Source organism: Hymenobacter sublimis (genome assembly GCF_023101345.1).
GTDB lineage: Bacteria > Bacteroidota > Bacteroidia > Cytophagales > Hymenobacteraceae > Hymenobacter > Hymenobacter sublimis.
This window is the reverse complement of the sequence record NZ_CP095848.1, coordinates 2,760,241-2,772,904: the sequence shown is the minus strand read 5'-3', so window position 1 is coordinate 2,772,904 and position 12,664 is coordinate 2,760,241. Positions and strand designations below refer to the sequence as shown.

General features: G+C 57.1%; 10 protein-coding genes. 7 read left to right on the top strand and 3 right to left on the bottom strand.

Annotation, left to right across the window (positions count from 1 at the left end; all coding sequences use genetic code 11):
* Nucleotides 1-30 precede the first annotated feature (30 nt).
* The 3 genes from MWH26_RS11500 to MWH26_RS11490 all read left to right on the top strand — a co-directional run bounded on the left by MWH26_RS11500 (nt 31) and on the right by MWH26_RS11490 (nt 3,520).
* Nucleotides 31-957, top strand: a complete 927-nt coding sequence (locus tag MWH26_RS11500; RefSeq protein WP_247974400.1) for an alpha/beta hydrolase — start codon at nt 31-33, stop codon at nt 955-957.
* Nucleotides 958-1,118: 161 nt separating this feature from the next.
* Nucleotides 1,119-1,667, top strand: a complete 549-nt coding sequence (locus MWH26_RS11495; RefSeq protein WP_247974399.1) for a phasin family protein — start codon at nt 1,119-1,121, stop codon at nt 1,665-1,667.
* A gap of 146 nt (nt 1,668-1,813) precedes the next feature.
* A complete protein-coding gene (locus tag MWH26_RS11490; protein WP_247974398.1) occupies nt 1,814-3,520 on the top strand; it encodes an ABC1 kinase family protein in 1,707 nt (568 codons plus the stop codon).
* A gap of 1,300 nt (nt 3,521-4,820) precedes the next feature.
* Here MWH26_RS11490 and MWH26_RS11485 read toward each other — a convergent pair.
* Both MWH26_RS11485 and hppD read right to left on the bottom strand, forming a co-directional pair.
* On the bottom strand, nt 4,821-6,557 hold the full coding sequence (locus MWH26_RS11485; protein ID WP_247974397.1) for a phospho-sugar mutase: 1,737 nt from the start codon (nt 6,555-6,557) through the stop codon (nt 4,821-4,823).
* A gap of 291 nt (nt 6,558-6,848) precedes the next feature.
* A complete protein-coding gene (hppD, locus tag MWH26_RS11480) occupies nt 6,849-7,982 on the bottom strand; it encodes a 4-hydroxyphenylpyruvate dioxygenase (protein WP_247974396.1) in 1,134 nt (377 codons plus the stop codon).
* A gap of 260 nt (nt 7,983-8,242) precedes the next feature.
* Here hppD and MWH26_RS11475 point away from each other — a divergent pair, with 260 nt between their 5' ends.
* The 4 genes from MWH26_RS11475 to MWH26_RS11460 all read left to right on the top strand — a co-directional run bounded on the left by MWH26_RS11475 (nt 8,243) and on the right by MWH26_RS11460 (nt 10,660).
* Nucleotides 8,243-8,629 (top strand): hypothetical protein, encoded by a 387-nt coding sequence (locus tag MWH26_RS11475; protein ID WP_244696759.1) that lies wholly within the window; start codon nt 8,243-8,245, stop codon nt 8,627-8,629.
* Nucleotides 8,630-8,737: 108 nt separating this feature from the next.
* Entirely contained in the window at nt 8,738-9,088 is a 351-nt protein-coding gene (locus MWH26_RS11470; RefSeq protein ID WP_247974395.1) for a DUF952 domain-containing protein, read from the top strand.
* A gap of 102 nt (nt 9,089-9,190) precedes the next feature.
* Nucleotides 9,191-9,961 (top strand): hypothetical protein, encoded by a 771-nt coding sequence (locus tag MWH26_RS11465; RefSeq protein ID WP_247974394.1) that lies wholly within the window; start codon nt 9,191-9,193, stop codon nt 9,959-9,961.
* A gap of 342 nt (nt 9,962-10,303) precedes the next feature.
* The gene (locus MWH26_RS11460) at nt 10,304-10,660 is read left to right on the top strand and encodes a DUF952 domain-containing protein (RefSeq protein ID WP_247974393.1); all 357 of its coding nucleotides are present in this window, start codon (nt 10,304-10,306) and stop codon (nt 10,658-10,660) included.
* 65 nt (nt 10,661-10,725) lie between these two features.
* On the opposite strand, the gene MWH26_RS11455 is transcribed toward MWH26_RS11460, so the two are convergent.
* On the bottom strand, nt 10,726-12,624 hold the full coding sequence (locus MWH26_RS11455; RefSeq protein ID WP_247974392.1) for an ABC-F family ATP-binding cassette domain-containing protein: 1,899 nt from the start codon (nt 12,622-12,624) through the stop codon (nt 10,726-10,728).
* Nucleotides 12,625-12,664: the final 40 nt, after the last annotated feature.

Below are 12,664 nucleotides of genomic sequence, written 5' to 3'. Positions count from 1 at the left end.
CTACCTCACTACCTAATCGTTCGTCATTCAATGCCCTCCACGCAGCATGTACTTTTAAAGCAACTTCTTACCGCCGCCACGGGACCACTAGCCCGGCGCCGGCCGGGACTGGCAGCTATGCGTCTGGCCCTGGAAGTTGCCTCCTTGGGTCAGCTCATGCCCTGGAACGTGTTTCTTAAAGATGCAGACGTGGACGGCATGGCCGCCGAATGGATACAACCGGCCGAAGCTACGCCGGGGCGGGTACTGCTGTACCTGCACGGCGGCGGCTACGTGCTGGGTTCCCTGAACACGCACCGGGCCCTAATCGGGGCTTTGGCCCAGCAGTGCGGGGTTAACGCCTTGGCCATCAACTACCGCAAGGCTCCTGAATACCCTTTTCCAGCGGCCCTCGACGACGCCCAGCTAGCTTACCGCTGGCTGCTGAACCAAGGCTACGCCGCCACTGACATTATTGTGGCCGGCGACTCGGCCGGGGGCGGCTTGGCGCTGGCCCTGCTGCTGGCCTTGCGAGCCAACCAGGAACCCCTGCCTGCCGCCGCCGTTGGCCTTTCCCCCTGGACCGATTTGGTGCTGCCAACTAGTGTGCTTCGGCGCGTGTGTCAGGAGGAAAGCCAGGTGCTGGAAGCCTTGGAAATCAGGGGATGGGGTCCGCTTTACGCGGCGGCCGCGTCTCTTGCGCATCCGTTGGTGTCGCCGGTGCGGGCTGAACTGTACGGCCTACCCCCGTTGCTCATCCAGATTTCCGACGCCGAGGTGCTGGGCGACGACGTGCTCCGGTTTGTGCAAAAGGCGCGTGCGGCCGGCTCGCCCGTAACCCTGCAGGTGTTCGAGGGGCTGGTGCACTGGTGGCATTTGTTCTGGCTCTTTCTGCCCGAGGCCCGTGTCGCCCTGCGCCGGGTAGCCGATTTTACCCATCAGGTGTGGGCGGCACCCGAAGCGGCCAAGGCGGCGTAAATGCTACCTCTGGCCCAGCACTACAACTGCCCGCTGCCTCGCTGCCAGTTCAGCATTATTAGGGGTAGGAGCGGTAAAAGATGGCCCCAGCCACGGTGTTGTACCTCCGGTTTTTGCGTATTCTCTTCATTCTCACCCTCATTTTCTAACTCCTTGGTTCCATGGAAGATCTGTTTAAGAAGTTCATCAATGCTGGCGTGGGCCTCGTTTCGCTCACCAACGACCGGGTGCAGAGCACCATCGACAAGCTGGTGCAGGATAGCAAACTCTCGGAGCAAGAGGGCGCCAAAATCATGGACGAGCTGAAGAAAAATACCGATACCAAGCGGCAGGAGCTGGAAAAGCAGTTTCAAGGCCTGGCTTCCCGCCTGATGAAAACCGCCGGCATTGCTACCAACGCCGACGTGGAAGAATTGAAGCGCACGGTGAAAGGGGGCTCGAAGTCGAAGGCCGCGGGTGCTTCTGACGACGCGGCCGCTACCTCACCCGCGGCCGGTAAGGTTAGCTCCACTTCCGTGAAGGCTACCACCACGGCCGCAAAAACCGCAGCGGCCGTGAAAGCCGCCAGCGCCAAAAGCGGCAACACCACCAGCAAGCCCAAGAAAGCAAGCACCCCGGAAAGCAAGGAAGAAAAGGCCAACAAAACGGCCGCCAAGAAAGCCATTTCGCCCAACGACAACACCTCAAGCAGCGGCAGCCAGCTCTCGTAGCTGATCGGCCAAACGCTCATCTGAAAACCCCGGTCATGCAGCATGGCTGGGGTTTTTATCTTTCTTCGTCGGAGGCTGGGGGTATCAACTCTCCGCCGCTAACCTAGTACTTTGGCGGTGGCAGCGGGTTGTAGTAGCTGCCAGGCATGCTCATTTTGCGCTTCATGTTCAAAAACACCATTTCCAACCTCACGCGCATCCGGCAGGTGGCCGAAGTGCTCATTCGCTACGGTTTTGAGGATGTGGTAACCAGCACGGCCCTCCGGCGACTGGTACCGCCAGGCCGGCGCCGCTCGTGGCAGGAAGGAGAGCAGGCCGTGTTTGAAACCACGCGCTGGCAGCGCATTCGCATGATTATCGAGGAGCTGGGGCCTACTTTTATCAAGCTGGCCCAGGCCCTAAGCAACCGCGCCGACCTGCTACCCCAACCCCTCATCGACGAGTTTGAGAAGCTGCAAAGCAACGTGCCGCCGTTTCCGGTGGCTCAGGCCCGCCAGATTATTGAGCAGGAGCTAGGTTGCCCGCTGGAAGAGGTGTTTACGGAGTTTGATGAGGTGCCTTTGGGCTCGGCCAGCATCGGGCAGGTGCACGGAGCCCGCCTGCTGTCCGGCGAGCGGGTGGTGGTGAAAGTGCAGCGCCCCGACGTACAGGAAAAAGTGCGCACCGACCTAAGTTTGCTGCACGAGCTGGTGCGCCTGACGGCCCCATTTCTGCGCCGCCAGGGCCTGAACAATCCCCAGGACATTGTAGATGCCTTCGAGCGGAGCATGACCAAGGAGCTGGACTACACCTCCGAGGCGCGCAGCATGGAGCAGTTCCGCAAGCTCTACGAGGACTATGACACGTTCTACATCCCGCGGCCCTACCGGGAGCTAAGCACTAACCGCATCCTGGTAATTGAGTTCGTGAGCGGCTGCAAGATTACCGACAAACCGCAGCTGCTGGAGTGGGGCCTGAGTCCGGAGAAAGTGGCCGAAACGGGCATGGACATCTACCTGACCCAGATTTTCGAATTTGGTGCCTTCCATGCCGATCCTCACCCCGGCAACGTGCTAGTGCGCCCCGACGGTACCCTGGTCCTCATCGACTTCGGCATGGTTGGGCGCCTGACCAAGCAGCAGAAATATGCCTTTGCCGGCGTATTCATCGGCATGGCCCGCCAGGATGCGCGCGGCATGGCCCTGAACTTCCGCCGCCTGGCCCTAACCTCGGAAATCCCCGATATGCGCGCCTTCGAGGCTGATTTGGCCCAACTAATCGAGGATTTTGCGACCCTCGATGTCAAGGAAATGAGCATGTCGGACCTGGCCGACTCCTTGCAGGGCGTCATTTACCGCTATAAGCTGCAGGTGCCCGGCGCCGTGTTTTTAATTCTGCGGGCCCTCGTGATTCTGGAAGGCATTGGTAAGGTGCTGCACCCGCGCTTCAATACCTTCGAGTTCGTGCGGCCCTACGGTACGCGCATCATTGCCGAGCAGTATTCGGCCGAAAACATCCAGAACGAGGCCCTGTACACCGGTACTCAACTGCTGGCCCTACTGCAAACCCTACCCACCGACGTCCGGCAAATCATGCGCAAAATCTCCCGCGGCGACCTGCGGGTGCGCGTGGAGCTGAGCGGCTACCAACTGCTCCTGCGCAAAGCTGACCAGCTAGTCAGCCGGGGAATTTTGGCGGCCGTAGCCGTAGCCATGATTGTGTTTGCCGGCCTGAGCTTGCTAGGCCGCTACCCCGCCTCTATGCCCTACCACCGCGGCCTACCGGTAGTTACGTGGTACAGCCTGGGAGTAGCCGCTTTCCTGCTCCTCATTCTGTTTATTCTGGGTACCAAGAACGAGCGGCGCGGGGAGTAGAAGGAAACTTGACGTAGCAGAGAGCCCCAGATGACAGCGTGCTAACGCAATACAAACTCATAACCTATCTGAGCACCTAGCAAGGCCATCCGAAGGGCCTTGCCCTCCGTCAGAATGCTCTGGCCATAGTGCAAACTTAGCAGAACATCGTGGCGAGGTGCCAGTGGTATCCATAAACCAGTTCCGGCTCTACCTTGAATATTAATTTGACCGGAGCGGTCGACCCGTGTTTCGCGGGTTGGAAGTACACTAGTGTACTTTTGACGGGTATAATATTCAGCATTTAGAGTCATGCCACCGGACAGCGACATGAACACAAAAGGCCGTACTCGTCCTGGTTGACCGAATGTCCTGCCTAACCCGATTCCTGCCATAAGACTGGTAATACGATACTTGTCAATCTGAGTGCTTGTAAACAGATTGGTGCCGGTGTACACCGAATATTCCTGCAAGCCACCACGTAGCTGTTGCACAGTTGCACTGCCAGATAGCCACCAACCGTTGGACCGTAAGAGGCGTAATTCTATCCCGGCTGTTGCTCCAGGCTGGAGATTGGCGTCGACACCTTCAGGCTTGGGTTTCCCGTCGAATGTTGAATAGATAGAGTATCCTATTCCAGTTATAATGCCTAGACGCAGCTGAGAGGTAGAAGATTTCGGCTTTATGGGCTTCCAGCTAGCGTCTACGCAACGGTTGTACTGCCGAAGGAGCAATACTATGTTGCGCGCTTCAAAACGCCGGGCTATTATTCGTTGGTCCGACCAATCTATTGATTTACAGTGGCTTAGATAGCGGTTGAACAGCAAGACCCAATTTCGAGCTGTCAACTCGTAAAGAGTGTCAGACGTAGAAGGTTGCAGCAAGAGCTCTGCACTATCAGACGAGGTAGTGTACAAACTAGCCGATCCTACTAAAAGTGGCCGCACGAAGCGTAGTGAGTCGCGGCCCGACTTTAGGCGTGCTAGCCGGCTGACGTACACGGTCCGCTGACCAATACTGTAGGCATGCGCCTGAGAGGGTCGAAAAAACCGAGGTGGCACTCCTGCCTGGGCGTAGAAGGCGACGCGCTGCACATCAGTTTCGGCTATGAAGCCTCGTAATGTGTCACCGTTGAGCGTAACCACATGACCTGGTAAGCCTTGGGCTTTTATTACGGTGTAGCTGAAGTAGCTGAGTAAAAAAAGAACTGAGGCGTACAATCGAACCATATAGAAAAGTGCAATGAGAGGAATAAAGACATAGAAAAAGCCTGAGCTACATCGCTCAGGCTTTCCGGGTACAATACTAGTTGAAGACGAGCTTACTTTAGCTGCATGTCATCAATAATAGCCTGAATTTTTTCGCCGGCGAGGCGGTCGGCTAGGTCATAATCCACGGCGGAGGCCAGGGGCTGGCGCACGCTGAAGTAGAACTTGATTTTGGGCTCGGTGCCGCTGGGGCGGGCCGATATTTTGCTGCCGTCTTCCAAGATGAACTGGAGCACGTTGGAGCTTTCCAGGCCGGTTTCAGTTTCCAGGTTGGTGCGCAGGTCGCGGATGCGGCCGGTTTTGTAGTCGCGCAGCTCTACCACGGGTTGGCCGGCAATGGTGCGGGGCGGGTTAGCGCGCAACTCGCGCATCATTTCCTGAATTTCCTCGGCTCCACGCTGGCCCTTTTTGGTTAAGGAAATCAGGTGCTCCTTATAGAAGCCATAGGTGGCGTACATGTGCACCATCTCCTCGTATAAGGTGTGGCCGTGGTCCTTGGCAACGGCAGCCATTTCGGCTAGTAGGGCGCAAGCAGAAATAGCGTCTTTGTCGCGCACGAAGGAGCCAATCATGTAGCCGTAGCTTTCCTCGCCGCCCCCAATGTAGTTCTGCTGACCTTCTAGGTCGCGGATGATGCCGGCAATGTACTTGAAGCCCGTCAGGGTCTGGTAGGCCTGCACGCCGTGGGCACGGGCAATGTCGCCGAGCACGTCGCTGGTTACAATGGTATAGACGATGAAGTCCTGCTCAGTCATTTTGCCGGCCTGTTTGCGGGCCGAAAGCAGGTAGTGCGTCAGTAGAGCAGCGGTTTGGTTGCCGTTTACCAGCACCCACTCGCCCTTGTTGTCTTTCACGGCAATACCCACGCGGTCCGAATCGGGGTCAGTAGCCAACACTAGGTCCGCATCGAGGGCTTTGGCCTGGTCCAGGGCCATTTGCATGGCTACTTTCTCTTCGGGGTTCGGCGACTGTACTGTGGGGAAGTTACCATCGGGCGTGGCCTGGGCTTCTACTACGTGCACGTTGGTGAAGCCAAGCTGGGCCAGGGCCTTGGGTACCAGCGTGATACCCGTGCCATGCAAGGGCGTGTACACAATCTTCAAGTTGTGCTGGCGCTGGATGGCGGTTGGGTTGATGCTCAACTCTTTTACCTTGGCCAAGTAAGCAGCATCCAGTTCGGCTCCAATCAGGTGAATCCGGGAAGAGTCAGCCTGAAAGCGCACTTCACTAACTGACTGGATAGCTTCTACTTCTCGGATGATGTTCTTGTCGTGCGGGGCCACTACCTGGGCGCCGTCGTTCCAGTACACCTTGAAGCCATTGTACTCCTTGGGGTTGTGCGAGGCCGTGACCACGCAGCCGCTCTGGCAACCTAGCTGGCGAATAGCAAACGACAACTCGGGGGTAGGGCGGAGGGCCTCAAACAGATACACCGTAATGCCGTTGGCCGAGAAAATGTCGGCGGCAATGCGGGCAAACTCCGGGCTGTTGTTGCGCGAGTCGTGGGCTATAGCCACCTTTATTTCCTGGCCGGGAAAGCTCTGAAGCAGGTAGTTGCTCAGGCCCTGGGTAGCCATGCCCAGGGTGTAGCGGTTCATGCGGTTGGAGCCGGGGCCCATGATGCCGCGCAAACCGCCGGTACCAAATTCGAGGTTGCGGTAGAAGGCGTCGGAAAGGAAATCCTCCTGATTTTCTGCCAGCATCTGGCGAATGGCCGACTGGGTTTCGGCGTCGTAGCTACCCGTAAGCCAGGTATTGATTTTCTCGTGAATGTCAGGCGTCAGGGCCATACGCGGGAAGGGTTGAACGGTAGGATTCGAATAACGGGAGTAAAGAAAACAGGTTTCCCGTGGTGTTGGGCATAGGTAATCAAACTTCCCGCATAAAGCACCCAAGAGCTAGCAGTTGATCCTTGGCTAGAAATAGTTGAACCTGAGCAAGGTTAAGTTCGGCGTTAGACTCAGTTTGCCGCGCGCAGATATAACCTTTGCGTCATCGGGCCCCAAAGCCGTTCAAGTAAAAGCAGAAAGCCCCGGTGCTGGTAGCGCCGGGGCTTTCTGCTTTTACTTTGACAATATATTTTATAGGTTACCGCGCAGGGCTTGCTCCCGCTCAATGGCTTCAAACAGGGCCTTGAAGTTGCCTTTGCCGAAGCTCTTGGCGCCTTTGCGCTGAATGATTTCGTAGAACACCGTCGGGCGGTCTTCCACGGGCTTCGTGAAGATTTGCAGCAGGTAGCCTTCTTCGTCGCGGTCCACGAGCAGGTTGAGGGCTTTGATGCTTTCCAAATCTTCATCGATGGCTCCAATGCGGTCCAGCAGGTCCTCGTAGTAGGCGCCCGGCACGGTCAGGAACTCCACGCCGCGGCGGCGCAGCTCGGTTACCGTGGCCCGAATGTCGTTGGTGGCAATAGCAATATGCTGCACCCCAGGCGAGTGGTAGTAGTCGAGGTATTCCTCAATCTGCGACTTTTTCTTGCCCTCGGCGGGCTCATTGATAGGGAATTTCACGTAGCCGTTGCCGTTGCTGACTACCTTCGACATCAGCGCCGAGTACTCCGTGCTAATGTCGTCGTCGTCGAAGGTTAGAAGCAGCTTAAAGCCCATAACGTCTTCGTAAAACTTCACCCATTGGTTCATTTCGCCCCAGCCTACGTTGCCTACGCAATGGTCCACGTGCAGCAAACCCACTGCGGCGCCCTGGGGCACAGTGCTGGTTTTGGCCACGAAACCGGGCATAAACGCGCCGCGGTAGTTGCTACGCTCCACAAAGGTGTGAATGGTTTCGCCGTAGGTATAAATGCCCGACAGCGTCACGGAGCCGTTTTCGTCCTCAATGGTGTAGGGCTCGAAGGCGGGCTTGGCTCCGCGCTTCGTGGTTTCCTCGAAGGATTTACGGGCATCGTCTACCCACAGGGCCATTACCTTTACCCCGTCGCCGTGCTGGGCTACGTGGCGCGTGATGTCGGAGTCGGGCAGCAGGGAGGTGGTAAGTACGAAGCGGATTTTGTTTTGCTGGAGCACATAGCTGGCCCGGTCGCGCACCCCAGTTTCGGGACCGGCATAGGCCACCAACTCAAAGCCAAACGCGGCTTGGTAGTAGTAGGCCGACTGCTTGGCGTTACCGACGTAAAACTCGACGTAATCGGTGCCATTGAGGGGCAGAAAGTCTTGGGCGGGATGGGCCTGAACGGCCGGAGAGGTCATAGTTTCCATGGGCGGAACGGATTGAGTAGCGGGTGGATGGGGTTACCTGGGTAAAAATACTGGTTTAGGTTAAATCATTCCCTTTCGGCTGAATAGAGCGGGTAGTGGTAATAGATGGCGTACCGGCGTCCTTAAATACGCAGGTTTAAAGATGAGCAGCTGCACCCGGTTAGGACATTCTTCGTAGAATTGGGACGAAAGCCGGATTCCCTATACGAAACTGCCGAATCCTCTTCACCTTTGTAGCCTTAACCCCTTGCTTTACCCTTATGAATCCGGAAGAGCTGAACCGCGCCCTCGTGGCCCTCATCGAGAAGAAAGCCGAGCTGCACAAGCTCACGTATGATGATGCCCGCTACGATGACGTAGAAGAAGAGCTGCACGACCTGGAAGACGACTTCAACGACGAATATGGCGCTTTCCTGGAAGCAGCCCTGGAAAAAGTCCACACCGACTTGGGTTCCGACACCGATGTGCTGCTGCCAACCGCCTACCTGCCCGCCAACACCAGCGGTACGCCCTCGCCCAAGGAAGGCGTCTGGATTGACTCCGAGAAATACTCCGGCAAAGAGGCCCGCCTAACCCTGGTGCCCAACCCCACGCGCCTCGTAATAACGGTTGGTAAAGCCGTGCAGCAGGAAGTCTGGAAAGCCTAAGGCTCAATAGAAAATAAAGAATGAGGAATGAAGAGTGAGAAAGTGGCTACCCCGCCGCACCTCACTTCTTGTTCCTCATTTTTCATTCCTGAGTATTCATCAAACAACATGTTATACCGCATTGCCGAACCCGCCGACTGGCAGCAGGCCCAGCAAACGGGCTTGTTTGTTAGCCCTGATTTAGCGGCCGAAGGATTTATTCATAGCTCGGAGCGCCATCAGATTCTGGCCACGGCCCGCCGCTACTACCCCGGCCGCACTGATTTATGGTTGTTAGAGTGGGACGAGGTGGCCTTGCGTAGTGCCGGTGTGCGCGTAGAACGGGAGTGGGTCGAAAGCCGGCAACAGCACTTTGCGCACGTGTTCGGGCCTGTGCCCCTGGCCGCCGTACGGCGGGTGTGGGTGCTACGACCCGATACGGCCGGCAAATTTCACTTACCCCCGGAGCTGGCGGAGTGAGAGTTGGAATTATTGTTGCTATTAGAAAATGCTATATAGGACGGAAGTGATTCTTGCTTTTGGCTCTTGTTTATTCGATTTCATGATTTCTTTTTTACCTCGATGCGTGTCTCGATGCTACTTATCGGTCGTGGGCTACCCGTGCTGCTGGGCCTGGTACTCTCGGCCTGCGGCGCCACTTCGTCTCTGAGCGTAACGCCCCGGCAAGCGAACGGCCCCTGGGTTAATGGGCACCCCACCAGCCTTATTCGCCACCCCGACAGCGTGCAGGTGCGCGCCGGTTTTATTCGCTCTGAGCCCGCGGAGCTAGTATTCGAAACGGAAATTACCAATACCTCCGACCGGCCTGTGCTGGTGGCTCCCGAAACCTTTTACCTGCTGCTACTGCCGCCCGACTCAGCCGCCGAAGCCACCATGACCAAAGGCATCTTTGACAGCCGGGTACCCGCCCTCAACCCCGAAGTGCAGCTGCAGCAGCTCCGCGCCAAGCTGGACAAGGAAGCTGACAAAGCTACTGGTGTCAGTTGGTTTGAAATTCTGACCAGCGCTACCCACATTGCCGAGGACGTAGCCAGCATCAGCAAAAAGGAAACCGCCGAGCAGGTTGCGGAGCGCGACTACCGCCACCAAAGCGACGAAGCGTACTTTGATGAGCAGCGCGAAAACCACGCCCAGAAAGCCGACCACCTGTATAGTCAGCACGAAAACCTAGCCGCCGTGGTTCTGCGCAAAACCACCCTGGAGCCCGGGCAGCGCGTGCGCGGCCACGTATATTTTCCGCGCAAAGATTACGCGAAGCGGCTACGGCTCGTGGTGTTCTTCGATGAACGGCCCGTGCAGTTCGAGTACACCCAAACCATGCAGCGGCACTAGGTTGGGTAAACAGTCGGAACTGTTGCTTTGCCTAAGTAGCCCTGTAGAAACGTCGCATCCCTTGTGCTTACATGCAGAATGGCAGAATCAGCACGCGAGAAGCTTCGCTATGCCCGGCGTGACAGTTATTAACCTACCCGGTAATACCTTCTAGAACCTACTGAAGTGTAAGTATCAGGCACGGCAAGACAGCTGCTACTCTGTAGGAGTAGGTTTCCGGAAGGGCTAGCCGAAAAACGTCTGGTATGCCCGGTGAAACTCTGAAAATAAACAGGACAGCAATTCGTTGAGTTATACTTTCCTGGAGCCTCTATTGCCAGACCTTATTGCTGTTGTATTAACGTGCATTTCTTCTACCGCGTCACGGAAGCAAAACACTGGATTACCGCTCAGAAAACAGGTTTTTTTGCCAGCCCCGACCTGTTAATTACCGGATTTATTCACGCCTCACCCCCGCAACAGGTGCTGGTTACGGCTGGCTTGTATTTTGCCACCGAGCCGGAGGTTCTAGCCCTGGAAATTGATATGGACCTGCTTCGCGCCGCCGGTATTGAGGTGGAACTACAGTGGCGGGAAGAGCGAGAAGCGACGTTTGCTCACATTTTCGGTCCTATTCCACTTAATGCCGTACGGCGTGTGCTCACCTTGCGTAGCAACGCAACCGGTCAGTTCCATTTCAGTCAACAGCCCGCGTCGTAAGCATTTCCGGCTGGCTGTTAGGTACAAAACAAAGCCCCGCTCCTAGCTGAAGCGGGGCTTGCTGTTTACACGAACTCGGCTAGTTCTAGCCACCGCTCGCCTTTGCTGTCCAGGTCGGCATCGGTGCGCTTGAGCTGGGCGGCCCAGTCGGCTAGCTCCTGGTGAGAACCGGTGCCGGAGTTGAGCTTTTCAATGAGTTGCTGCTTAACGACTTCCAGTTGTTCCAGCTCCTTCTCCAGGGTTTCGTATTCCTTTTTCTCGGCGAAGGTAGCCTTGCGCTTAGCCGCGGCTGGGGCTGCCACCGGTGCGGGCGGCGCGGCCACCGGCGCCGCCGATACCGTGCCTTTGGGTGGTCGGGCGGCTGTTTCGGCGTCCTGCTCCTTTTGCCACTCGCGGTAGTCGGTGTAGTTGCCGGGGAACTGCCGGATGTTGCCGCCGGGCTCCAGGGCAAACACCTGCTCCACCAGCGCGTCCATAAAGTACCGGTCGTGCGACACGATAATCAAACAGCCCTGGAAGTTGAGCAGGAAATCTTCCAGAATGTTCAGGGTGATGATGTCCAGGTCGTTGGTTGGTTCGTCGAGAATCAGGAAGTTCGGATTCTTGATGAGCACGCGCAACAGCTGCAACCGGCGCTTTTCGCCCCCGCTGAGCTTGCTAACCAAGGTGTACTGCTGGGCTGGCGGAAACTGGAAGTGCTGCAGAAACTGCGAGGCCGTAACGCTGCTGCCATCGGCCATTTCCACCACTTCCGCTACCTCCTTCACAATGTCAATTACGCGCTGCGAGGGGTCGAAATCCAGCTCTGTCTGGGTGTAGTAGCCGAACACGGTGGTCTGGCCGGCATCTACTACCCCCGAGTCGGGCGCGAGCTTGCCGGTGAGCATGTTCAGCAGCGTCGACTTGCCGGCGCCGTTCGGTCCTACTAGACCAATCCGGTCCTTTTTCTTGAACACGTAGCTGAAGTCCTTCAGCACCACCTTGCCGCCGAACTGCTTGTGCAAGTGCTCTACCTCGATGATTTTGCCGCCCTGGCGGGTGGTTTTCACCGATAGCTCCATTTCCGGGCCTTTCACGCGGCCCTTGGCTTTTTCCTGGGTGTCGTAGAAAGCGTCGATGCGGGCTTTTTGCTTGGTACCGCGGGCCTGGGGCTGGCGGCGCATCCACTCCAGCTCCTTGCGCAGCAAGTTGCGGGCCTTTTCCACTTCGGCCGTTTCCATCTGCTCCCGGTCGGCTTTCTTCTCCACGAAGTAGGAGTAGTTGCCCTGGTAGCGGTGCACGCGGCCCTGGTCCAGCTCCACAATTTCGTTGGCCACTTTATCCAGGAAATACCGGTCGTGGGTAACCATGAGCAAGGTGAGGGTAGGGGAGGCCAGCCGGTTTTCCAGCCACTCAATGGTAGCTAGGTCCAAGTGGTTGGTAGGCTCGTCGAGGATGAGCACGTCGGGCTCCTCAATGAGCACCCGGGCCAGGGCCACGCGCTTGCGCTGCCCCCCGGAAAGCTTGCTCACGGGCCGCTCCAGCAAATCACCGAGGATGCCCAGGCGCCCCAGAATTTGCTTTACCTGGGCGTCGTAGTCCCAGGCATTATAGGTGTCCATCAGCTCCATAACCCGTTGCAGGTCGTTGGCAGAATGGTTCGGGTCGTTGACGACGTGCTCGTAGTCGCGGATGGCAGCCAAGGTATCGTTCTGGCTGGCGAAGATGGTTTGCTCTACGTTTAGCGACTCATCGAACACCGGCTGCTGCCCCAGAAAGGACACCCGGATGTCTTTGCGCACGCTCACCTCGCCGCTGTCCGGCGGCTCTAGGCCGGCCAGAATGCGCAGCAAAGTGGTTTTACCCGAGCCGTTGATGCCTACCAGGGCCACACGCTGCCCCTGTTGCAGCCCGAAGTTCAGTTCCCGGAACAACCACCGGTCGGCGTAATTTTTCGAAAGATTCTCAGCAGAAAGCAGATTCATAGCCGCAAAGGTACGACCGGTCGGGTGGTGAAACAGGGAA